General features: G+C 71.9%; 18 protein-coding genes. 4 read left to right on the forward strand and 14 right to left on the reverse strand.

What is annotated here, in order from left to right:
- Positions 1 to 57: 57 nt before the first annotated feature.
- On the reverse strand, positions 58 to 1,269 hold the full coding sequence (gene ftsY, locus ACWDNY_RS26565) for a signal recognition particle-docking protein FtsY (RefSeq protein ID WP_451648318.1): 1,212 nt from the start codon (positions 1,267 to 1,269) through the stop codon (positions 58 to 60).
- 220 nt (positions 1,270 to 1,489) lie between these two features.
- Between ftsY and ACWDNY_RS26570 the strand changes: the two genes are divergently transcribed.
- Positions 1,490 to 2,974 carry a cytosine permease gene (locus ACWDNY_RS26570; protein ID WP_451648319.1) on the forward strand — a complete coding sequence of 495 codons (1,485 nt, stop codon included), beginning with the start codon at positions 1,490 to 1,492 and terminating at the stop codon, positions 2,972 to 2,974.
- A 458-nt stretch (positions 2,975 to 3,432) separates the two neighbouring features.
- Here the strand turns inward: ACWDNY_RS26570 and ACWDNY_RS26575 are convergent, their stop codons facing one another.
- The 4 genes from ACWDNY_RS26575 to ACWDNY_RS26590 all read right to left on the reverse strand — a co-directional run bounded on the left by ACWDNY_RS26575 (position 3,433) and on the right by ACWDNY_RS26590 (position 9,812).
- A complete protein-coding gene (locus tag ACWDNY_RS26575; protein ID WP_451648320.1) occupies positions 3,433 to 4,851 on the reverse strand; it encodes a sugar porter family MFS transporter in 1,419 nt (472 codons plus the stop codon).
- Positions 4,852 to 5,191: 340 nt separating this feature from the next.
- Positions 5,192 to 8,746, reverse strand: coding sequence for a chromosome segregation protein SMC (smc, locus tag ACWDNY_RS26580; RefSeq protein ID WP_451648321.1), 3,555 nt, complete (start codon positions 8,744 to 8,746; stop codon positions 5,192 to 5,194).
- A 202-nt stretch (positions 8,747 to 8,948) separates the two neighbouring features.
- Positions 8,949 to 9,152, reverse strand: coding sequence for a hypothetical protein (locus ACWDNY_RS26585; RefSeq protein WP_451648322.1), 204 nt, complete (start codon positions 9,150 to 9,152; stop codon positions 8,949 to 8,951).
- A 378-nt stretch (positions 9,153 to 9,530) separates the two neighbouring features.
- Positions 9,531 to 9,812, reverse strand: coding sequence for an acylphosphatase (locus tag ACWDNY_RS26590; protein WP_451648323.1), 282 nt, complete (start codon positions 9,810 to 9,812; stop codon positions 9,531 to 9,533).
- Positions 9,813 to 9,981: 169 nt separating this feature from the next.
- Between ACWDNY_RS26590 and ACWDNY_RS26595 the strand changes: the two genes are divergently transcribed.
- Positions 9,982 to 11,214 carry a CAP domain-containing protein gene (locus tag ACWDNY_RS26595; protein WP_451648324.1) on the forward strand — a complete coding sequence of 411 codons (1,233 nt, stop codon included), beginning with the start codon at positions 9,982 to 9,984 and terminating at the stop codon, positions 11,212 to 11,214.
- A 298-nt stretch (positions 11,215 to 11,512) separates the two neighbouring features.
- Here ACWDNY_RS26595 and ACWDNY_RS26600 read toward each other — a convergent pair whose 3' ends face one another.
- Complete coding sequence (locus tag ACWDNY_RS26600) at positions 11,513 to 12,049, reverse strand: hypothetical protein (protein WP_451648325.1); 537 nt, start codon at positions 12,047 to 12,049, stop codon at positions 11,513 to 11,515.
- Between the two features lie 664 nt (positions 12,050 to 12,713).
- Here ACWDNY_RS26600 and ACWDNY_RS26605 point away from each other — a divergent pair.
- Complete coding sequence (locus ACWDNY_RS26605) at positions 12,714 to 13,475, forward strand: GNAT family N-acetyltransferase (protein ID WP_451648326.1); 762 nt, start codon at positions 12,714 to 12,716, stop codon at positions 13,473 to 13,475.
- Between the two features lie 81 nt (positions 13,476 to 13,556).
- Positions 13,557 to 13,952, forward strand: a complete 396-nt coding sequence (locus ACWDNY_RS26610; RefSeq protein ID WP_451648327.1) for a winged helix-turn-helix transcriptional regulator — start codon at positions 13,557 to 13,559, stop codon at positions 13,950 to 13,952.
- A gap of 100 nt (positions 13,953 to 14,052) precedes the next feature.
- Here ACWDNY_RS26610 and mutM read toward each other — a convergent pair whose 3' ends face one another.
- The 8 genes from mutM to recG all read right to left on the reverse strand — a co-directional run bounded on the left by mutM (position 14,053) and on the right by recG (position 21,832).
- Positions 14,053 to 14,997: a bifunctional DNA-formamidopyrimidine glycosylase/DNA-(apurinic or apyrimidinic site) lyase gene (mutM, locus tag ACWDNY_RS26615; protein ID WP_451648328.1), complete on the reverse strand. Its 945-nt coding sequence runs from the start codon at positions 14,995 to 14,997 to the stop codon at positions 14,053 to 14,055.
- A gap of 102 nt (positions 14,998 to 15,099) precedes the next feature.
- Positions 15,100 to 15,942 carry a ribonuclease III gene (gene rnc / locus ACWDNY_RS26620; protein WP_451648329.1) on the reverse strand — a complete coding sequence of 281 codons (843 nt, stop codon included), beginning with the start codon at positions 15,940 to 15,942 and terminating at the stop codon, positions 15,100 to 15,102.
- Between the two features lie 7 nt (positions 15,943 to 15,949).
- The gene (gene rpmF / locus ACWDNY_RS26625; RefSeq protein WP_007493396.1) at positions 15,950 to 16,123 is read right to left on the reverse strand and encodes a 50S ribosomal protein L32; all 174 of its coding nucleotides are present in this window, start codon (positions 16,121 to 16,123) and stop codon (positions 15,950 to 15,952) included.
- A 2-nt stretch (positions 16,124 to 16,125) separates the two neighbouring features.
- Entirely contained in the window at positions 16,126 to 16,770 is a 645-nt protein-coding gene (locus tag ACWDNY_RS26630; protein WP_451648330.1) for a YceD family protein, read from the reverse strand.
- A 162-nt stretch (positions 16,771 to 16,932) separates the two neighbouring features.
- Complete coding sequence (locus tag ACWDNY_RS26635) at positions 16,933 to 18,153, reverse strand: cell division initiation protein (RefSeq protein ID WP_451648331.1); 1,221 nt, start codon at positions 18,151 to 18,153, stop codon at positions 16,933 to 16,935.
- A 132-nt stretch (positions 18,154 to 18,285) separates the two neighbouring features.
- The gene (coaD, locus tag ACWDNY_RS26640; RefSeq protein WP_451648337.1) at positions 18,286 to 18,765 is read right to left on the reverse strand and encodes a pantetheine-phosphate adenylyltransferase; all 480 of its coding nucleotides are present in this window, start codon (positions 18,763 to 18,765) and stop codon (positions 18,286 to 18,288) included.
- Positions 18,766 to 18,791: 26 nt separating this feature from the next.
- Positions 18,792 to 19,379 carry a 16S rRNA (guanine(966)-N(2))-methyltransferase RsmD gene (rsmD, locus tag ACWDNY_RS26645; protein WP_451648332.1) on the reverse strand — a complete coding sequence of 196 codons (588 nt, stop codon included), beginning with the start codon at positions 19,377 to 19,379 and terminating at the stop codon, positions 18,792 to 18,794.
- A 233-nt stretch (positions 19,380 to 19,612) separates the two neighbouring features.
- Positions 19,613 to 21,832 (reverse strand): ATP-dependent DNA helicase RecG, encoded by a 2,220-nt coding sequence (gene recG / locus ACWDNY_RS26650; protein WP_451648333.1) that lies wholly within the window; start codon positions 21,830 to 21,832, stop codon positions 19,613 to 19,615.
- Positions 21,833 to 21,843: the final 11 nt, after the last annotated feature.

Genomic DNA, 21,843 nt, shown 5'->3' on the forward strand with positions numbered 1-21,843 from the left:
CACTCTTTCCCTTCCAGCCGCTCTTCCGCTCTGCCGGCGAGGGGTGGCCGGGGGCGGTCACTCGCCGATCAGGGCGTCCACGAACGCCTCCGGCTCGAACGGCGCCAGGTCGTCCGCGCCCTCGCCGAGTCCGATCAACTTGACCGGCACGCCCAGCTCGCGCTGGACCGCGACGACGATGCCGCCCTTGGCGGTGCCGTCCAGCTTGGTCAGCACGATGCCGGTGATGTTCACGACCTCCGCGAAGACCCGCGCCTGCACCAGACCGTTCTGACCGGTGGTCGCGTCGAGCACGAGCAGCACCTCGTCCAGCGGGGCGTGCTTCTCGACGACGCGCTTGACCTTGCCCAGCTCGTCCATGAGGCCGGTCTTGGTGTGCAGCCGGCCGGCGGTGTCGATGAGGACCACGTCGGCCCCCATCTCCTTGCCCTCCTTGACCGCGTCGAAGGCCACGGAGGCGGGGTCGCCGCCCTCGGGACCGCGCACGGTGTAGGCGCCGACCCGCTCACCCCAGGTCTGCAGCTGGTCGGCGGCGGCGGCACGGAAGGTGTCGGCGGCGCCGAGGACGACACTGCGCCCGTCGGCCACCAGGACGCGGGCGAGCTTGCCGGTGGTGGTGGTCTTGCCGGTGCCGTTGACCCCGACCACCATGACGATGCCCGGCTTGCTGGTCGCGGGCTCGGTCTTCACCACGCGGTCCATGTCGGTGCCGATGAGGATGAGCAGCTCCTCGCGCAGCAGGCCGCGCAGCTCCTCGGGGGTGCGGGTGCCGAGCACGCGGACGCGTTCGCGCAGGCGCTCGACCAGTTCCTGGGTGGGCTGCACACCGACGTCGGCGGTGAGCAGCGTGTCCTCGACCTCCTCCCAGGTCTCCTCGTCGAGGTGCTCACGCGACAGCAGCGTGAGCAGGCCCTTGCCCAGGGCGTTCTGCGAGCGGGAGAGACGGGTGCGCAGCCGCACCAGCCGGCCCGCGGTGGGCTCCGGAACCTCGATCTGCGGTACCGGGAGCTCTTCGATGAAGGGCGGCTCCTCGATGACGACGGGGCCGGAGGCGCCCGGTAGATCCACCTCCTCTATCGTCCGCCGCGGCTCTTCGCGCGGCGTCTCGGCCTCTTCGCCGACGTGCGGCTCGGTCGGAGGGGCGGTGATGTCGGGCGCTGCGGGGGGCGGCGGGGGCAGCGGCTTCTTCCGCCGGCTGCCGACGATGAGCCCGCCGAGCGCGCCGAGCACGACCACGGCGATGACTACAGCAAGGATGACGAATTCCATAACGCGTCCAGTATCAGCCATGGGCTGGGGCGAGACGCCGGTTGCGGCTGGCACGGGAGCACAAAGGCCGCTGGAAGCAACAAGTCGGATCAAAGTACGATGGACGACCTTGTCCGGACACGAGAGGGTGACCGGCACGCCCGTCCCCCAGGACCGGGCCTTCCCCCACTTCCGCTCCGCTCCCCCCGCTCCCCACGACTGAGGCACGGACTCCTTCTTCATGAACAAGACCGACCAGACCGAACGCTCTCTGGAGACCCGCGGCATCGAACAGGTGCCCGACCGCGAACGCACCGCGAGGACCCGCGAACTGTTCCCGACCTGGGTGGGCGCGAACATCAGCGTGCTGCTGCTGTCGATGGGTGCGAGCCTCGTCGTGGCCTACCACCTCAATGTCTGGCAGGCGCTCGTCGTCGCCACCGCCGCCCCGGTCGTGTCCTACGGCCTGGTCGGGCTGATCGGCATCGCCGGCAAGCGCGGCGGGGCACCGGGCATGGCGCTGTCCCGCGCGGTCTTCGGCCAGCGGGGCAACCTGCTGCCCGGTGCCCTGATCTGGGTGGCGCGCTGGGGCTGGGAGACGATCAACGCGGTGACCGGCGCCTACGCGATGCTCAGCATCCTGGACATCGTGTTCGGCGTCCGGGCGAACGGAGTGCTGGACCTGGTGACCCTGCTGGCATTCGTCGTCGCGACGTTCGCGATCTCCGGACTCGGCATCAACGCCGTGCGCAAGTGCAACACCTACGCCACCTACCTCTTCGCCGTCTTCTCGGTGCTGGTGCTGGCCCACCTGGTGGTCGCCACCGACTGGGCGGCGGTCTTCGGCCGGTCCGCCGGGTCCCCGGCCGCGGTCATCGCGGGCATCGGGCTGATCGCGGCGGGCGGAGTCAGCTGGATCCCGTCCGCGCCGGACTTCACCCGCTACCTGCCACGCACCGCGTCGTCCCGGGGGATCGTGGGAACGACGGTCGGCGGCGCCGGCATCGTCGTCCTGCCCATGGTGCTGATGGGCACGGTGATGGCGGTCTCCACGCCGGACCTGGCCTCGGCCTCCGACCCGGTGTCCTTCCTCGGCGAGATCCTGCCGACGTGGATCGCGGTGCCGTACCTGCTGATCGCCCTGATCGGCATGCTCCTGATCAACTCGATGTCGATGTACTCGGCGGGCTTCACCGCGCAGACCCTCGGCTTCCGGGTGCCACGGCACTGGGCGGTCTCGGTCAACGCGGTGATCTCGCTGGCGTTCGGCGGGGTCCTGATGCTGGTGGCGACCAGCTTCCTGGGCTCGTTCATCGCCTTCCTGTCGCTGCTCGCGGTCGCGTTCTCCGCCTGGGTCGGCGTCTTCGGCGCGGACATGCTGCGGCGGACGGAGTACGACGGCCGGGCGATGGCCGACACCACGCGGACCAGCGCCTACTGGTACCGGGGCGGCTTCTCCCCCGCGGCGGTCACCGCCTGGGCGGCGGCCCTCGGCGCCGGCCTGATGTTCACCGCCTCGGACTGGTTCACCGGCCCGCTCGCCAGGAACAACGTCATCGGCGAGTACGGCCTGGGCTGGGTCGCCACGGTGGTGGTCTCCGGCCTGCTGTACCTGGTGCTGCCGAAGCCCGCGGTGGCGGCTCCGGCGAGGTCCGGGGAGTCCGCCGGGGCAGCCCGGTCCGACCGGGCCGCCGCCGTCGTGGAGTCCGTGACTGCGGGGTCGTGATCCGGGAGCGCGGAACCGCGCTCCCTCCGCGTCGGCCCGGTGACAGCGGGGTCGTGACCCGGAATCCCGGACGCCCCCTGGCGGGGGAACTGTGGCGTGACGAGCTCTGTCCGGGCCCAGTCCGGTCCCGGGCTCGCGTAGGGGCCGGAGCTCGCTCACGGGCTCAGGACCCGGGCCTGCGTACCGGCGGAGGACCCGGCCCCGCGTACCGCCCGAGAGCCCGGCTCGGCCTTCGTCCAGGGGCTGCCCGAGCCCGTGGCCGGCTGGATCCGACGGCTCTCTCCGGCACGCGCGCGGGAGCCCCCCGGCCGCCGGAGGACGGATCCGCGCCACGTGTGGCGCATATGCGTACTGCCCCGGCTCGGGGGAGCGAGCCGGGGCAGTACGCGTGGGGTTCGAGGAGAGGGGCAGCGGGGACTTGGCCCTTCTCCTCGGGTTCGAGGGCCTCGGGACGAGGCTCAGCCCATCTCCTCCAGCCTCTTGCCCTTCGTCTCCCTGACGAACTTCAGGACGAAGGGGATGGAGAGCGCGGCGAAGACCGTGTAGATCACGTAGGTGAAGGAGAGGTTCCAGTCGGCCAGCGACGGGAAGCTCGCGGTGATGGCCCAGTTGGCGACCCACTGTGCGGCGGCGGCCACACCCAGGGCGGCGGCGCGGATCCGGTTGGGGAACATCTCGCCGAGCATGACCCAGACGACCACACCCCAGGACAGGGCGAAGAAGAGGACGAACACGTGGGCGGCGGCCAGGGCGACCCAGCCCTCCGTGGCCGGCAGCTTGCCGCCCACGAGGTCGTGGCTGAAGGCCCACGCCTCCAGGGCCAGACCGACGACCATGCCGACCGACCCGATGACGGCGAGCGGCTTGCGGCCGACACGGTCGACGAAGATCATCGCGATCACGGTGCCGAGGATGTTGATGATCGACGTCGTGAACGAGTAGAAGAAGGAGTCCGTCGGGTCGACACCCACCGACTGCCACAGCGTCGAGGAGTAGTAGAACGCGACGTTGATGCCGACGAACTGCTGGAAGACCGACAGGCCGATGCCGACCCAGACGATCGGCTTGAAGAAGAAGCCGCCGCCGAGCAGGTCCTTGAAGCTCGACTTCTCCTCGCTCCGCATGGCGTTCTCGATCTCGGCGACGCGGCCGTCCAGGTCGACCTCCGTGCCCTCGACCTCGGCGAGGATGTCACGGGCGCGCTCACGGCGGCCGACGGAGATCAGGAAGCGCGGGGACTCGGGGATCGCGAAGGAGAGCAGGCCGTAGAGCACGGCCGGGACGACCATGACGCCGAGCATGACCTGCCACGCCTCGAGCCCCATCAGCGTGCCGCGCTGGTCGCCGCCGGCGGCGTTGAGCAGACCCCAGTTGACCAGCTGGGAGATGGCGATGCCGACGACGATCGCGGCCTGCTGGAAGGACCCGAGACGGCCGCGGTACGCGGGCGGGGCGACCTCGGCGATGTAGGCGGGGCCGATGACCGAGGCCATGCCGATGGCGAAGCCGCCGACGACACGCCAGAAGGCGAGGTCCCACAGCGCGAAGGGCAGGGCCGAGCCGACGGCGCTGACGGTGAAGAGCGCGGCGGCTATCTGCATGCACCGGATGCGGCCGATGCGGTCGGCTATGCGGCCGGCGGTCGCGGCGCCGATGGCGCAGCCGATGAGGGCGATGGCGATGACCTGGGCCAGCGCTGCTGAGCCGATGTCGTAGCGGTCCCGGATGGCCTCGACGGCGCCGTTGATCACGGAGCTGTCGTAGCCGAAGAGGAAGCCGCCCATCGCGGCCGCCGCCGCGATGAAGATGACGTGCCCGAGGTGATCGGGCGGAGCCGTCCTGGCTCCTGACTGGGATGCCTGCGCTGTGCTGGTCACGTGTACTCCTCGGGCCACCGGCAACGCTGCCGGGGTGGGGGTCAGCCCTTCCAGGTGGCGACACCTGAAGGTAAAAGCAACGTTGCAGAGACTATTCCTTCAAGTTTCGAAGTCAATAGCCGAAGACTATGAGATTTTATGCGCGCATGAGCGTGCTTGTGTTCAATTGTTGAAGCCAATACGGGGACGTGAGTCGTCTACCCCGCGTCGCCGCGGGCACGCGGGGGCCCGCACGCGCGCCCGCGTGGGGCCGTGGGGTCCGGTCGCCGGGCGGAGTGGGCAGGCCAGGGGGGCGTGGACCGGCCGGTGCGGCCGGGCGCCGAGGCGAAGCGCGAGCGGCTCAGCGCAACCGCTGGCTGATGACCTTCGACACGCCGTCGCCCTGCATGGAGACGCCGTACAGCGCGTCGGCGACCTCCATCGTGCGCTTCTGGTGCGTGATCACGATGAGCTGCGAGCTCTCCTGGAGCTCCTGCATGATGCGGATCAGCCGCTGCAGGTTGGTGTCGTCGAGTGCCGCCTCGACCTCGTCCATGACGTAGAACGGGCTCGGCCGGGCCTTGAAGATCGACACCAGCAGCGCGACGGCCGTCAGCGACCGTTCGCCGCCGGACAGCAGGCTCAGCCGCTTGACCTTCTTGCCCGGCGGGCGCGCCTCGACGTCGACGCCCGTGGTGAGCATGTTCTCCGGGTCGGTCAGGACCAGGCGCCCCTCGCCGCCCGGGAACAACCGACCGAAGACACCCTCGAACTCGCGTGCGGTGTCCCGGTAGGCCTCGCTGAAGACCTGTTCGACGCGCTCGTCGACCTCCTTGACGACCTGGAGCAGGTCGGCCCGGGTCTTCTTCAGGTCCGCCAGCTGCTCGCTGAGGAACTGGTGGCGCTCCTCCAGCGCCGCGAACTCCTCCAGGGCCAGCGGGTTGACCTTGCCCAGCTGCTGGTACGCGCGCTCGGCGGCCCTCAGCCGCTTCTCCTGCTCCGCACGGACATACGGTCTCGGCTGGTTGCGCGGGTGCTCCGGGTCCTGCGGCAGCTGCTCTCCCTCGGCGGGCGGGGACGGCGGCACCGGCTGGTGCGGGCCGTACTCGGCGACGAGTGCCGCCGGCTCCACGCCGAGCTCCTCCAGCGCCCTGGTCTCCAGCTGCTCGATCCGCAGCCGCTTCTCGGCGCCGAGCACCTCACCGCGGTGGACGGAGTCCGTCAGCTTGTCGAGCTCGGCCTTCACGTCGCGTCCCGCCGCGCGGGCCTGGGCCAGTTCCCGCTCACGGCGGGCCTTGGCGGTCTCGGCGGCCGCCCGCTCCTCCTCGGCGCGGGCCAGCGACACCTCGACGTGCGCGAGCAGCTGCCGGGCACCGGCGGCCACGGCCTGGGCGACGGCCGCCTCGTGGCGCATCCGGGCGCGCCGCTGCTCGGCCCGCGCGCGTGCCTCGCGTTCCGCGCGGGCGGCCCGGTCGAGGGAGTCCGCCCGCCCGGCCAGCCCCTTGACCCGCTCCTCGTGGGTACGGACCTGGAGCCGGGCCTCCATCTCCGTCTGCCGGGCGTTGGCGCCGTCGGCCGCCAGGCGGTCGCGCACGGAGGTGTCGGGCTCCTCCTCGACCGGCATCTCCTCGGCGGCGGCGAGCCGCTCGGCGAGCTCCTCGACCTCCTGGCGGGCCTGGTCCAGTGCCTTCTGCGCCCGTGCGGCGGCGGCCTCGCCGCGCTCGGCCTCCCCGGCCGCCCCGCGGGCCTGCCCGGCGAGGCGACCGAGCTGCTGCGCCACGGCCGACTTCTCCCGGTCGGCGGCCCGGCGCCGCTCCCCCAGCTCCTCCACGAGCGCGGCGCACTGCGTGCGGCGCTCGGCGGCACGGGCCTGGACCCGGGCGAGCTCCTCGCACCGCACGGCGAGTTCGCGCAGTTCGGCGGCGGCCTCGTCGACGGAGGCCCGCACCTCCAGCAGACTGGGCGCCCCGGCCGAGCCGCCGTGGGCGAAGTGGGCCCCGAGCAGGTCGCCCTCGGCCGTGACGGCGGTGAGGCCTGGACGGGTACGCACCAGGTCCTCGGCGTCCTCCAGGGTGCCGACCACGACGATCCCGCGCAGCAGGTGCCGTACGGCGGGCATCAGATCCTCGGGGCCGCGAACGAGGTCGGCCGCCCGGGGCGGCCCGTCCGGACCGGACGGGCCCGGCGCGTCGTCGGGGCCGCCGCCGATCAGCAGGGCCGCGCGTCCGGCGTCCTGCTTGCGCAGCAGCCGCAGGGCCTCGGCGGCCGAGTCCGGGGTGGACACGGCGAGGGCGTCGGCGGCGGCGCCGAAGGCGGCGGCCAGGGCGGTCTCGTACCCCGGGGTGACGGTGAGCAGCCCGGCCGCCGGTCCGAGCAGCCCGGTGAGGCCGTCGGCGGACTCCAACAGGGCGCCGGTGCCGTCCTTGCGGCGCAGGCCCAGGGCGAGGGCGTCGTGCCGGGCCTGGGTCGCGGCGCGCTGGCGCTCGGCGGCCGTGACGGCTTCGCGGGCGGCCGTCACGGCGGCGTCCGCGTCGGCCAGCGCGGCCTTCGCCGTCTCGTGCCGTTCGGCGAGCTCCTCGTCCGTGGCGTCGAGGCCGTCGACCTCGGCCCGCAGGGTCTCGTACTCCTCCCGCGCCCGCACGGCCCGTTCCCGGGCCTCGTCCCGAGCTGCGGCCAGGCGGTCGATCTCGGCCTGGGCGGAGGCGGCGCGCGAACGGGCCGCGCCGACCTGGCCGCTGAGCCGGGCCAGTCCCTCGCGGCGGTCCGCGAGGGCGCGGGCCACGTCCCTCAGGCGCCGTTCCTCGAGGGCGAGTTCGCTCTCCAGCTCGGCGCGGTGCGCGACCGTGTCGTCCAGGGCGCGCTGGGCCGCCTCGAGGGCCGCCGACAGCTCCGCCTCCTGCTCGCGGACGCGGGCGGCCTCGCGTTCCAGGTCCTCGGGGTCGCGGCCGCGCCGCTCCTCGACGGGCGCGGAGGTGGCGCTCTTCACGCGGGCGTCGGCGAGCGAGACGGTGCCGCGGACGCGTTCGGCGAGCTGGGAGAGTTCGTACCAGGTCTGCTGGGCGCGCTGGAGTCGCGGGGTGAGTCCCCGCACCTCGTCCTCCAGCAGCGCCTCGCGCCGGAGCGCCTCGCGCAGCTCCTCCTCGGCGGCCTCCTTGCGCTCCTTCAGCGCCGCCTCGTCGGCGATCTCGGCGCGCAGCGCCTCCCGCAGCCGGACCAGGTCGTCGGCGAGCAGCCGGAGCCGGGCGTCGCGGAGGTCGGCCTGGATGACGGCTGCCCGGCGGGCCACCGCCGCCTGCCGACCGAGCGGCTTCAGCTGGCGGCGCAGCTCGTCGGTGAGGTCCTGGACGCGGGCCAGGTTCGCCTGCATCGCGTCCAGTTTCCGCAGTGCCTTCTCCTTGCGCCTGCGGTGCTTCAGGACGCCCGCGGCCTCCTCGATGAAGGCGCGCCGGCCCATCGGGTCGGCGTGCAGGACGGAGTCCAGCTGGCCCTGACCGACGATGACGTGCATCTCGCGGCCGATGCCGGAGTCGGACAGCAGCTCCTGGATGTCGAGCAGACGGCAGGTGTCGCCGTTGATCTGGTACTCGCTGCCGCCGTTGCGGAACATGATCCGCGTGATGGTGACCTCGGAGTACTCGATGGGCAGCGCGCCGTCGGAGTTGTCGATGGTCAAGGACACCTCGGCGCGGCCGAGCGGCGGGCGCCCGGTGGTGCCGGCGAAGATGACGTCCTCCATCTTGCCGCCGCGCAGGGACTTGGCCCCCTGTTCGCCCATGACCCAGCTGAGCGCGTCCACGACGTTGGACTTGCCCGAGCCGTTCGGGCCGACGACGCACGTGATCCCCGGTTCGAACCGGAGCGTGGTCGCCGAGGCGAACGACTTGAAGCCACGCAGGGTCAGGGCCTTGAGGTGCACACAACCGGACTTTACCCCCGGGGCGTACCGCACCGCGCGAACCCGCGGTTTCACCCGTCAGCGGGAAGGGCAGACCAGAGGTTAAGAGCCTGAAAGGATGCACGGGGGAAGGAAAAGGGACGCCGAAGCGTCCCTTGCAACTCTGACAGCTGAGCGGTTGATACGGGCAGCCCAACCACTGTGTCGTTGTGCGAATCAGTGATCAGGTGAGCGCAGGCTCCGCCTGGTGTGCGTCAGAACGCTCCATGATCCTGTCGTGAGAAGCGGCAGCCGTCAGCGCTTGGTTCTCGGCCTGGATCCGTACGAGCTCGGATTCGAGGTCCTGAACGCGCTGCTGGAGCCGTCGCATCTCGGCGAGGAGTCGAGGGTCGGAGCCACCGACGTAACCGAGAAGCGCCTTTGCCATGATGGATGGTCCTCCACACTGAGTGACCGACCGAAGGGGTGGTGGGTCGTGAGGGATTGGCACCTGCAGCGCTTGGCAGACCTGGAGTTGTGCTGCCGTTCAGCCATGCCAAACAGCTAAGGTGCGCGGGCTTTCAGCGTCTCACCAAAAAGTTTGACGGTCAACACGATCACGCCCGTACCGGCGGGTCACCCGGGGGCGCGCGGCCTGGGACGGCGGCGCTGCGGCTCCTGCGGGCCCCTCGGGGCGTGGCGATCATCCTGCCGTGCGGTGGCTCCCACGGCAAGGGCTTCTCGCCAATCACCTGCTCGTTCTCCCTCACCGGGAGTGCCCGAGAGGTGCCGTTCCGCGTCCGCACGGGCACCCACGCGGGTGCGCTCAGCGAATGGCGAAGCCGTCGTAGCCGCCGCGCGGTGTGTCCCAGATCTCGGTGACGCCGTCAACGCGCCCGGGCGTGTCGTCGCCCTGGAGCCAGTCCAGGAGCTTCCGGCAGGCGCCGTCCGGGCCCTCGGCGACCACTTGGACGCGTCCGTCGGCCAGATTGAGAGCAAAACCACTCAGGCCGCCGATCTCCAGCGCCCTGGCCCGCGTGAACCAGCGGAAACCCACTCCCTGGACCTGTCCGCGCACCCACGCGACCAGTCGTACATCCTCGCTCATGACTGCAACCTAACGGCCCAATCTCTCTCCCGGCACTTCCGCCCCGGGCGCCATGCGGTACCGTCCCCCACCAATGAATCTCATCTGAAACTCACTCGATCGAGTGAGTTGGGTTGACCGCAACGGCTCACAGCCGGCGTCGACCGCACAGGACGAGGAAGGCCAGGACATGGGACGCCACCGACGCTCCGACGCCGGCCGCGCCGCCGCCACGGGCCGCGCCACGGGGGTCACGGAAGCACACGGCTTCCCCGCACACGACGACGACTTCCCCGCACACGGCCGCGACGCCTGGGACTCGTACCCGGCCGGCCGCGACCCCTGGGACTCGTACCCGGCCGGCCGCCCCGCCCGGGGCATCGCGCCCTACCTGAACCCGGAGGCGTACGCCGACTCCTACGCGAAGAGCCACGAGTACCTCTTCGCCCGCCACGACGACCAGGCCCGGGCCGCCGAGACGGCCGGCTTTCCGGAGACGGGCTTCTCCCCGTCCGCCGAGACGGTCGTCTTCCCGGAGACGGGCTTCTCCCCGTCCGCGGGCGCCCGGGAGCCGGGGCACCGCCGCAAGCGGAAGGCCGCCACCCCGGTCCGCACCGGCCTGCTCGGCGTCTCGGCCGCGGTCGCCCTCGGCACGGTGGCCGTCGCCACCGGTGCGGTGCCGGGCCTGGAGAACTACAAGCTCGGCGGGGGCACCAGCAGCGGCAGCGACTCCGTGGAGGCCGCCGGCTCGCCGACGAACACGGAGTCCCCGCAGGGCGGCACGTCCGGCAGCCTGGAAGGCCGCGCCGACGGCTCGTCGACGAGCCGCGACGCGGACCGCTCGGCTTCGGCGACGCCGTCCGCCCCGGCCCCGGCGTCCCCGTCCGCCTCCGCATCCGCCGCCCCCTCGGCCACGCCCACGAAGCCGCCGGCGACGGAGCCGACGACCGCGCCGGAGAAGCCCGGGAAGCCGCAGAAGCAGCCCACCCGCCAGGCCACGGAGGGCCCGCAGCGCTCCACGACTCCGGCGGAGCCCTCGGCTCAGGTCGCCGCCGCCGAGGCGGAGGTGCTCAGGCTGGTCAACGAGGAGCGGGCGAAGGCCGGTCGCGCACCGGTGGCCGCGAGTGGCGAGCTGACGGATCTGGCGGAGGACTTCAGCCAGGCCATGGCCGCGCAGGACTTCTTCGACCACACCGACCCGAGCGGCGCCTCGCCGTGGGACCGGGCGGCGAAGGCCGGCGTCACCGGCCTCGGCGGCGAGAACATAGCCCGGGGTCAGGCCGACGCGGCGGCGGTGATGGAGGCCTGGATGAACAGCCCGGGCCACCGCGCCAACATACTGAACCCCGACTTCAAGACCCTGGGCGTGGGCGTGCACTTCGGCCCCGGCGGCCCCTGGTGGACCCAGGACTTCGGCTACTGAGATAACCGCAGGTCAGACGGCTAAGCCCCCTCCTGGGCCGTGTCCGGGCCGTCAGCCGTGGGTTCCTCGTCCGCGAAGACGCGATCCACGGCGGCCCGGGTCCGGGTTCCGCTCGACCGCATCAGGTGCGTGTACGTCCGCACCGTGAAGCCGGGGTCATGGTGGCCCAGGTACTCGCTGACAGACGGCAGGTCGGCGTACGCGGGCCTCGGCGGACCCACCAGTAGGGGGCTGCCAGTCCGCAGCAACCCCGGAGCCAGGCCACCAGGCGGCCGAACTCACCCGCGTGCACCGGTTTTCAGAAGCCTGGGCTCACCCAGTGGGCCATGACTCCGGTTCGTCCGTCGCCCCCGCTGCTGACGCCGGCGACGGTGGCGGCGGGCCCTTGGCGGTGCGCGCAGAGTGCCACTTGGTCTTGGGCGGCGAAGGTGTGCAGGAGCGTCTGCCCGAAGGTGTTCTGGAAGCCGAAACCCGCGGCCGATTGAATACCGGACACCGCTTCGCTGCCATCGATGATCACGCCGTTCTTGTACAGCGCCGTGCGAATCAGCACCACCCCGCCATTCGAAGGCAGAGAGAGGTTTCCGTGGGCGTGGTAGGCGATCTCCCATACCCCGGCGTAGGGAATGGTAAGTGTCGGGACCTCGGAGATCTGCTCCCAGGCGCCCTCGGCGCCGGTGAGACTGGGACCATGCCACGCAGGCCTCGTCGTAGTGAGTCGTTTCAGCAGTTCCTCGTATCGATGGAACCAGCTGATCCGCCCGACTCGATGCAACCAGCTGATCCGCCCGAACAGTGGATGTCCGTCGTCGAGACTGGTGTGATCGACGAGCACGCCGGAACTCGGTGGCAGCTGAAGCGTGGCCCTCTGGACGTTCGGGTGGCTCGGCGATTGGCCACTTCAGCATCGTTGATGGTCGTTTGGGACGGGGCAAGTGCGAGGTTCCGAGACGTCCCCGTTGACCAGCGCACCGAGACCTGGACGCGTGCAGAGGCGCGCTACGAAGGTCCGGGAGGCACCATCAAGGGCCCGGATTGGCCGATCGAGCCTGTATACAACGCGTACGAGTTCGAGTCGGACGACGGCCGTTCGATGTTGCTGCTGGATGAGACTTGCTAGACCTGCCTGTACAGCAGCGAGGTACAGCAACCGCTGCGACCGCAGACAGCCAGCAGTAGCCCTACCTGGCTCTCCGACCAGCGCGTTGATCGATTGCACGGCCGCAGGTCGGAGACGCGGCCCTTCACTTCTTCGGCTACTGACCACAGGCGGCTCCGAGCGCTCTGCCTGGCCCTGTCCGGGCCGCCGGCCGGGGTTTCTCGTCCGGGGGAGGCGATCCCCGGCGGCCGTGTCCGGGTCCGGCTCGACGGCCTCGGTGCGTCCACGTACGCGGTTCGAGTGGGGTCTCCGTGGTCCGGGTGCGCGCTGTGGGCGCCGGTGTTCCGCCCGCACGGCCGACCGGAGGGCGGCCAGGGTCACGGCCGCGTAGGCTCCCTCCGTGCCGAACGCCGAACTTCCGCGGATCAACGCCTTCCTGTCCGCGTTCGCCCGCCGCCAGGCCGCGCGCACCGTCGGCCTCCCGGGCGGGTTCGCCGTGTACGACGACGCCTTCGCCCACTCCCGCACGAACAATCAGGTCGTCATCGACACGTCCGTCGACCCCGAGGCGCTGCCCGCCATCGCGGAGCGGGCACTGGGTCACCTGCCACACCGGCTGATCTCCGTCCTCGACCACGACGCCGGCATGGCGTGCGCGGAGCCGCTGACCCGCGCCGGGTACACCCACTCCACCCTTCTGGTCATGCTGCACGGGAGCCCCGTACCGGCCGGCGGGCCCGCGGGCGAGGTGGACCTCGACGCGATCCGTGTGCCGCTCGCCCGGCGATGGCGGGGCCTTCTGCCGGACGTCGGCGACGAGGTCGTACGCCACCTCGTCGACCGACGCGAGGCTCGCCGGCGCGGCGCCGACATCGTTCGCTTCGTCGGCGCCCGTACGAAGGAAGGCGAGGTCGCCTCATGGGCCGACCTCTACATGGCCCCGGCAACCGGTGTGGCTCAGATCGAGGACCTGATCACCTCGGAGTCCCACCTCGGGCGCGGGTACGGCGATGCCGTCCTGACCACCGCCCTGCGCCTGGCTGCCGACGAGGGCTGCGCCACCCGGTTCCTGACCGCCGACGCGGCGGACTGGCCCCGCCACTGGTACGAGCGCCGTGGCTTTTCCGTCATCGGCACCTCGCACTGCTTCGAACGCGGCTGAGGTCGGCACGCCGTCGTCGCCACGCTGACTTGCGGTTAGCGCGACCCGCCGGGCAGCGCTGTGGTCGCGTACGCTGGGGGTATGACCATGTCGCAGGAGCGCGCGGAGGAGCGGGAGCTCCCGTACAGCGTGTTCGCGAAGGCCTGCCCCTCGCGCGGCACGCTGGAGCACGTGACGGGACGCTGGGGTTCGCTCACCCTCGGCGCCCTGTACGAGGGGTCGTTCCGCTTCAACGAGCTGCGCCGCCGCGTCGACGGCGTGAGCGAGAAGATGCTGTCCCAGACCCTGCACGCGCTGGAGCGCGACGGCCTGGTGCACCGCGAGGCCCAGCCGACGAACCCGCCCCGCGTGGACTACGAACTCACCCCGCTCGGCCGCGAGGTCGCCGAGCGCCTGCTGACTCTCATCCAGTGCGTGGAGGGCAGCATGGACGACGTCCTGGCGGCTCGCGAGAAGTACGACGCCCGCCGGGGCTGAGGGGCAGTCACCCGGCACGGGAGTCAGCCGCCGGATCGCGGACGCCTCCGCACCGAACTCCGGCCGAAGACCGTGCGGCGGCGGCGCGCCACCGGGGGCGTCACCTGGGGAGGGCCGCCCCCGTGCCGGTGCGTACGCGCGGTGCCAGCTGGCACTTCGGGCAGAAGTAGCTGGAGCGGTTCATCCAGGGGCGGCGGCGTATCGGGGTGCCGCAGCGGTGGCAGGGCAGGCCCTCGCGGCCGTACGCGTCCAGCGAGCGGTCGAAGTAGCCGGACTCGCCGTTGACGTTGACGTACAGGCTGTCGAAGCTGGTGCCGCCGACGGCGAGGGCCGCGTTCATGACGTCCCGGATGTGGCCGAGGAGCTCGGCGGTGCGGGGACGGGTGAGGGTCGCGGTGGGACGCTCGTAGTGGATGCGGGCCCGCCACAGCGCCTCGTCGGCATAGATGTTGCCGACCCCGCTGATCAGCGTCTGGTCGAGCAGGGCCCGCTTGACGGTGGTGCGCTTGCGGCGCAGCGCCCGGTGGAAGGCCTCGTCGTCGAAGAGCGGGTCGAGGGGGTCCCGGGCGATGTGCGCGATGACGTCGGGCACCCCGTCCGGGGTCGTGCCGTGCAGCGACAGACCGCCGAAGGTGCGCTGGTCGACGAAGCGGAGCTCGGTCCCCCAGGCGGCGGGACCGGTGCCCTCGTGGGACCCGGACGCGGGCGCGGGGGACACCGACGCCTCGGTGTCGGCGAACCTGATGCGGATCCTGAGGTGCTTCTCGTCGGGGGCGTCCTGCGGCTGGACCAGCAGCTGGCCGCTCATGCCGAGGTGGGCCACGATCGCCTGGTCCGTGTCCTCCAGCGGCAGCCACAGGTACTTGCCGCGACGGCTGGGAACGCCGATGCGGTGGCCTTCGAGACGGTGCGCGAAGTCGGCGGCACCGGCCAGGTGCCGACGCACCGCGCGCGGGTGCAGCACTTCGACGTCGGCGACGGTCCGGTGGGCGGCCCACCGGTCCAGACCGCGCCGGACGACCTCGACCTCGGGCAGTTCGGGCATGGTCTCCCCCGGGGAACGGCACGTGGACGGCCGGTGGCCGTCGTCATGGGCCGAGCGCCCGCCCCGGTGCGGGGACGGGCGCTCGGGTCGCTGTGGTGCTGGTCAGACGGAGGCAGACTCCGCGTCGGCGCTGCCGTCGACGGGAACGGCGGCAGCCGTCGCCTCCGCAGCGGCACGCTCGTCCGCTGCGGCGCGGATGGCCCGCCACGCGGACTCCGCGGCCTGCTGCTCCGCCTCCTTCTTGCTGCGGCCGGTGCCGGTGCCGTACGAGACGCCTCCGACGCGGGCGGCAGCAGTGAAGGTCTTCTCGTGGTCGGGTCCGGTCTCCGTGACGAGGTACTCGGGAACACCGAGCCCCTCGGTCGCGGTGAGCTCCTGGAGGGACGTCTTCCAGTCCAGGCCGGCTCCGAGGTTCGAGGACTTCTCGATCAGCGGGTCGAACAGGCGGTGCACCAGCTCGGACGCCGCGTCGAGGCCCTGGTCGAGATAGACCGCGCCGATCACCGCTTCCAGGGTGTCGGCGAGGATGGACGCCTTGTCCCGGCCGCCCGTGCCCTCTTCACCGCGGCCGAGCCGGATGAAGGAGCCGAGGTCGAGGCCGCGGCCCACCTCGGCCAGCGCGCGCGAGTTGACCACCGCGGCCCGGAGCTTGGCCAGCTGGCCCTCGGGCAGGTCGGGGTGGGTGCGGTACAGCGTGTCCGTGACCACCAGTCCGAGCACGGAGTCCCCGAGGAACTCCAGCCGCTCGTTGGTGGGCAGACCGCCGTTCTCGTACGCGAAGGAACGGTGGGTCAGCGCACGCACCAGAAGGGCGGACTCGAGCTTGTAGCCGAGCCGCCCTTCCAGAAGCGTGTGGGACGAGGCCGTGTTGTCCGACTTTTTCCGGGCGGTGGGGTCCGCCTTGGCGTCATCCGCCTTCTTGGCAGTGGACACGGTACCTCTCACCAGCCGCTCAGACCTCGAGGACCTGGCGCTTGTTGTAGGTGCCGCAAGACGGGCACGCGATGTGCTGCAGCTTGGGCTCGTGGCAGCGCTCGCACGCAACCAGGGTGGGGACCGCAGCCTTCCACTGCGACCGGCGGTGGCGCGTGTTGCTGCGCGACATCTTCCGCTTCGGAACAGCCACGGCTACTTCTCCTGCTTCTCGTCGACGCCCGGTTCGGCGCCGCTCATCTCGTCCTTATCGCCGGGTTCGAGTGAATCGGCGAGTCCCTGCAGTGCCGCCCAACGGATGTCGACGGCGTCGTGGTGGTGGTCCGGGTCGTCCGCGAGCCGCGCTCCGCACTCGGAGCACAGACCCGGGCAGTCTTCCTGGCACACCGGCTGCATCGGCAGTGCGAGCACCACCGCATCGCGCAGCAGAGGTTCGAGGTCGAAGAGTCCGTCCTCGAGGAAGAGCCTGTCCTCGTCGTCCTCGGCGTCGTCGCCCGGTTCCGCGATCACGCGGCCCCGGTCGTCGGCGTCAGGGTACGAGAACATCTCCTGGAAGTCCGCTTCGAGCTCCAGCCCGACCGGCTCCAGACACCTTACGCACTCCCCCTCGGCCCGTGCACGGGCGGTGCCTGTGACGAGCACCCCTTCCATGACCGACTCGAGCCGGAGCTCGAGCTCCACCGGGGTGCCTTCCGGTACTCCGACGACTCCCTGGATACCGAGATCCCTGGGAGCCGGGACCGTGCGGGTCAGGCGCTGCAGCGCACCAGGACGCCGCCCCAGCTCGTGCGTGTCGAACACGAGGGGGTTGCGGTGGTCGAGGCGGGCGTTGGCTGCCATTCCTGCTTTCGATCTTCGACTCGGGGGGACGCCGCCCTTCGGTGTGCCGGGCAGCGTTGATCGCGGGGATACGCGCGACCGAAGAGCCAGGATACTGGACCTTTCGCCATCGGCCCAATCCGCCGGCCCCGCGGGCGGCGGCGCGCGGCGGACCGCGCCGCGCTACAGGCCGCGCCGCTGCTCGTACGCCCGCAGCTGCTCGGCGCTGATCATGCTGGTGTCGAAGAGGCTGGTCTCGTCGAGCGCCTGCGGCCGGTCCTGCTGCACCCGGCCGTACCCCTGGTCGCCGCCCTGCTGGGCCTGGTGCGGGGCGTTCGGATCGTAGGCCGCCTGCCCACCGTCGTAGTCGTAGCCCTGCGCGTAGCCGGGGGCGGGGGCGTACGGGTCGGCCTGCGGGTAGCCGTACGGGTCCTGTCGGCCGTCGTACGCGGGCGGCTGCCCGTCGTACGGGTCCTGCCGGCCGTCGTACGCGGGCGGCTGCCCCTCGTAGGGCGCCTGCCCGCCGTCGTACGGGTCGTGCTGCCCCTCGTAGACGGCCTGCTGCGCGTAGTCCTGCTGCTGGTAGCCGCCGCCGTACGTGTCCTGCCGCGCCGCCGGCTGCTGGTAGCCGTACGCGGGCTGCTGCTGCTCGTAGGCCGGCCGGGCCGGCGGCTCGGCCGGGGTCTCCGCGAGGGCCGCGAGGTCGGCCAGGTAGTCGGCGTCGCTGGAGTGCTGGACGGTCGTGGTGTCGTCGGCGAGGGCGCCGAGGTCGTCGGTGGCGATGCGGCCGTGCAGCTTCTGCCGGCCCTTGCCGACCGCGTCCAGGGTCTTGGCGAGGACCGCCTCGAAGGCGCCGAGCTTGGCGTCGACGTAGGCGTCGGCGTCACGCTGCAGGGTCTCCGGGTCGTGGCTGCGCTCCGGGGCGTCGGCGTCCTCGTAGCCGTCCTCGTCGAGGCCGGGTCCGGTGCCGAGCAGCTTCTCGCGGCCGCGGCCGACCGAGCCGAGGGTCTTGGTCAGCACGACCTCGAAGTTGGCGAGCTTGGAGTCGACGTAGTCGTCGGCCTCGGCGCGGATCTCCTCGGCCTCCCGGCGGGCCTCGGCGAGGATCCGGTCGGCCTCGGCCTGGGAGCGGCGGGCGATCTCGGTGCCGGAGATCAGCGAACCGCGTTCCGCGTGCGCGGTCTCGATGATCCGCTCGGCCTCGCGCCGGGCCTCCTCGACCATCTGCTCACGGTCGCCGATCAGCTCCTGGGCCTGGGCGAGCGAGCCGGGCAGGGCCTGACGCACCTCGTCGAGCATCGCGAGCAGTTCGGCGCGGTTCATCACGCACGAGGCCGACATGGGCATGGCCCGGGCGCCGGAGACCGCGGAGACGATCTCGTCGAGCTTCTTCTGCACGTCCACCGTGTGCTCGCCACTCTCTGCCGATGTGTTGGAGACGGACGGGACGACTGTACGGCGCCGGGCCGTCCCCGGGACACCGGGTGACGGACCGTCAGGACCCGCCGCCCGGCGGGGGGCGGCCCGCGAGCGCGGTCAGTCCCGGTTCAGGCGGCGCCCGAGTGCCTCCAGCACCTGTGGCGGCACCAGGTGGGAGACGTCGCCGCCCCAGGCCGCGACCTCCTTGACCAGCGAGGAGGACAGGAAGCTGTAGGTGGGATTGGTGGGGACGAACAGGGTCTCCACCCCGGTCAGGCCGTTGTTCATCTGGGCCATCTGCAGCTCGTAGTCGAAGTCGCTGACGGCCCGCAGCCCCTTGACGATGGCCGGGATGTCCCGCTGCTTGCAGAAGTCGACGAGAAGGCCGTGGAAGGCCTCGACCCGTACGTTCCCGTAGTCGGCGGTGACCTCGCGGATCAGCTCGATCCGCTCGTCGACCTCGAACAGGCCCTTCTTGGCCTTGTTGATCATCACCGCCACGTAGACCTCGTCGTACAGGCGGGAGGCGCGGGCGATGATGTCGAGATGTCCGTTGGTGATCGGGTCGAACGACCCGGGACAGACGGCGCGGCGCAACTGAGATCCCTCGCTCTCCGGTCCGGTCATCGTGCGTCTTCGCACGTAGAAGCGGCGCGACCGTACCAAAACGTTCCCTCGCCGTAGCGACGGGCCCTGATCGCGTCGAACCCCGGCGGCCACCGGAAATCGCCGCCTCGGGTGCTGCGCTCCACGGTGACGAGGGCGTCCTCCGCGAGCCAGCCCTCCGTGCGGAGTGTGAGCAGGATCTCGCGCAGATCGTCGTCGGACACGGCGTACGGGGGGTCGAGGAAGACCAGGTCGTACGGCTTCTCCGGCACGGTGGTGCGGATGATCTGCTCGGCCCTGCCGGCCCGTACCTCGGCGCCCGGCAGGCCGAGGCTGCGGACGTTGTCCCGGACGGTGCGGACCGCGCGGGCGTCGGCCTCGACGAGCAGGGTGTGACCGGCGCCGCGGGACAGCGCCTCCAGGCCGACGGCGCCGGAGCCGGCGTACAGGTCGAGGACCCGTTCGCCGTGCAGGGGGCTGCCGAGGAGGGACTGCCAGGTGGAGAACAGGCCCTCACGCGCCCGGTCGGAGGTGGGACGGGTGCCGGTCCCCGGCGGGACGGCTAGGCGGCGTCCGCCGGCCGCGCCGGCGATCACGCGGGTCATCTGGGGTCCTTGTCCATGGGGATGGTGACGGAGTCCAGTCTGGCAGGCGGGGGCGCGGCGCCCGGAGACATGGGCGGCAGCGGGTTCCGCCGCGGCCGCCCGCGCCGCGCGTCCGTCTGCGGCACCGGCGGCCCACCGGTGCCCGGGGCCTTCGTTGCGAGCCCTTCTCCTTCTCGGTCTCCGTCCTTCGCCCGTCCCCTCCCGTCCCCTCCCCTTTCCGGCCTCTGCCGTCGTCAGCCCTTCTCCAGGTACTGCTCCCGCTCCTCGTCCAGCAGGGCGTCCAGCGCCGTCCGCAGGCCCGGCAGCCGGGTGAGGTCGGGGTCGGCGGCCACCACCGCGGCGGCCTCCTCGCGGGCCTCGGCGATGATCTCCTCGTCCTCGATGACGGCGAGCATGCGCAGGCTGGAGCGGACGCCGGACTGGGCCTGGCCGAGGACGTCGCCCTCACGGCGCTGCTCCAGGTCGAGCCGGGAGAGCTCGAACCCGTCGAGGGTGGAGGCCACGGCGTTCAGCCGCTGCCGGGCCGGCCCTGCCTCCGGCGTCTCCGTGACCAGCAGGCACAGGCCGGGCGCCGAGCCACGGCCGACGCGGCCGCGCAGCTGGTGGAGCTGGGAGACGCCGAAGCGGTCGGCGTCCATGATCACCATGACGGTGGCGTTCGGCACGTTGACGCCGACCTCGATGACGGTGGTGGCGACCAGGACCTGGGTCTCGCCGGCGGCGAAGCGCCGCATGACCGCGTCCTTGTCGTCGGGCTGCATCCGGCCGTGCAGCACCTCGACCCTCAGGCCGCTCAGCGGGCCCCCGGCCAACTGCTCGGCGACGTCGAGGACGGCGAGCGGCGGGCGCCGGTCCGCCTCGTCATCGGGGGACTTCCGCTTCCCGGCCTTCTTCGGGTCGTCCTCCTCGTCCCCGATGCGGGGGCAGACCACGTACGCCTGATGGCCGTTCGCCACCTCCTCGCGGACGCGCTCCCAGGCCCGCGCCAGGAAGTGCGGCTTGTCGGCGGCCGGCACGACGTGGCTGGCGATGGGCGAGCGTCCCGCCGGGAGCTGGTCGAGGACGGAGGTCTCCAGGTCGCCGAAGACGGTCATGGCGACCGTGCGCGGAATGGGCGTGGCGGTCATGACCAGCAGGTGCGGCGGCTGCTTGCCCTTGCCGCGCAGGGCGTCGCGCTGCTCGACTCCAAAACGGTGCTGCTCGTCGACGACGACGAGCCCGAGGTCGTGGAACTGCACCTTGTCCTCGATCAGCGCGTGCGTGCCGATGACGATGCCGGCCTCGCCGGTGGCCAGGTCGAGCAGGGCCTGCCGGCGGGCCGCCGCGCCCATCGATCCGGTGAGCAGCACCACCTTGGTGGCGTGCTCGGCACCGCCCAGCATGCCGCCCTCCGCCAGCTCCCCCATCATCTCGGTGACGGACCGGTGGTGCTGCTGGGCCAGCACCTCGGTGGGCGCGAGCATCGCGGCCTGCCCGCCCGCGTCGACGACGGCGAGCATGGCGCGCAGGGCCACCATCGTCTTTCCCGAGCCCACCTCTCCCTGCAGGAGCCGGTGCATCGGGTGCTCGGCGGCGAGGTCGGCGAAGATCTCGCGGGACACCTTCTGCTGGCCCTCGGTGAGGGTGAAGGGGAGGCGGTCGTCGAAGGCCGCGAGGAGGCCGTCGGGCCGGGGCCTGCGGGCGACGGCGGGCAGCAGGGTGTCGGCGTGCCGCCGGCGGGCGAGGGCGACCTGGAGGACGAAGGCCTCGTCCCACTTCAGGCGGGCGCGGGCGTCGGCGATGTCCGCCTTGGTCTGCGGACGGTGGATCTTGAGCAGGGCCTCGGGCAGGGAGAGGAGGCCGCGACCCTCGCGCAGCGTGCCGGGCAGCGGGTCGACGGCCTCCCGGGCGCTGGGCAGCACCGTCTGGACCGCCTTGCCGATCTTCCAGGACTCCAGTTTGGCGGTGGCGGGGTAGAGGGGGATCAGGGCACCGGCCCAGCTCTCGACCGTCTCCTCGGTGTCGGCCTGCAGCAGTTCGTACGCCGGGTGGGCGAGCTGGAGCCGGCGGTTGAAGACGGAGACCTTGCCGGCGAACATCGCGCGGGTGCCCGGCAGGAGTTCCTTGTGGGGCTTGTGCACGCCGCTGCCGAAGAAGACCAGCTGGAGCCGGCCGCTGCCGTCCGTGATCGTGACCTCCAGGCGCTGGCCCTTGCCGCGCGGGGCCCGGGCGGAGGCGAACGTGTGCAGCCGGGCGTCGGCGACCTGGGCGACCACCGTCACGTGCTCGTCCATGGGCAGGTCGGCCAGGTGGGTGAGCTGGCCGCGCTCCTCGTACCTGCGCGGGTAGTGGTGGAGCAGGTCGCCGACGGTGTGCAGGCCGAGGTGCTCGGCCATCACCTTCGCGGTGGCGGGGCCGAGCACCTTCTTCAGTGATTGTTTCAGTGGTTCTTGCAGTGCGGGCACGAGTTCCATTGCACACCACG

This window comes from Streptomyces sp. NPDC003697, from assembly GCF_053587115.1.

Excerpts from the sequence above, each read along its gene's own strand:
- ACWDNY_RS26590 (WP_451648323.1), bottom strand. The coding sequence starts at position 9,812 with ATGAGCGAGGATGTACGACTGGTCGCGTGGGTGCGCGGACAGGTCCAG.
- ACWDNY_RS26585 (WP_451648322.1), bottom strand. The coding sequence starts at position 9,152 with ATGGCAAAGGCGCTTCTCGGTTACGTCGGTGGCTCCGACCCTCGACTC.
- ACWDNY_RS26595 (WP_451648324.1), top strand. The coding sequence starts at position 9,982 with ATGGGACGCCACCGACGCTCCGACGCCGGCCGCGCCGCCGCCACGGGC.
- ACWDNY_RS26610 (WP_451648327.1), top strand. The coding sequence starts at position 13,557 with ATGACCATGTCGCAGGAGCGCGCGGAGGAGCGGGAGCTCCCGTACAGC.
- ACWDNY_RS26570 (WP_451648319.1), top strand. The coding sequence starts at position 1,490 with ATGAACAAGACCGACCAGACCGAACGCTCTCTGGAGACCCGCGGCATC.
- ftsY (WP_451648318.1), bottom strand. The coding sequence starts at position 1,269 with ATGGAATTCGTCATCCTTGCTGTAGTCATCGCCGTGGTCGTGCTCGGC.
- rsmD (WP_451648332.1), bottom strand. The coding sequence starts at position 19,379 with ATGACCCGCGTGATCGCCGGCGCGGCCGGCGGACGCCGCCTAGCCGTC.
- recG (WP_451648333.1), bottom strand. The coding sequence starts at position 21,832 with ATGGAACTCGTGCCCGCACTGCAAGAACCACTGAAACAATCACTGAAG.
- ACWDNY_RS26630 (WP_451648330.1), bottom strand. The coding sequence starts at position 16,770 with ATGGCAGCCAACGCCCGCCTCGACCACCGCAACCCCCTCGTGTTCGAC.
- mutM (WP_451648328.1), bottom strand. The coding sequence starts at position 14,997 with ATGCCCGAACTGCCCGAGGTCGAGGTCGTCCGGCGCGGTCTGGACCGG.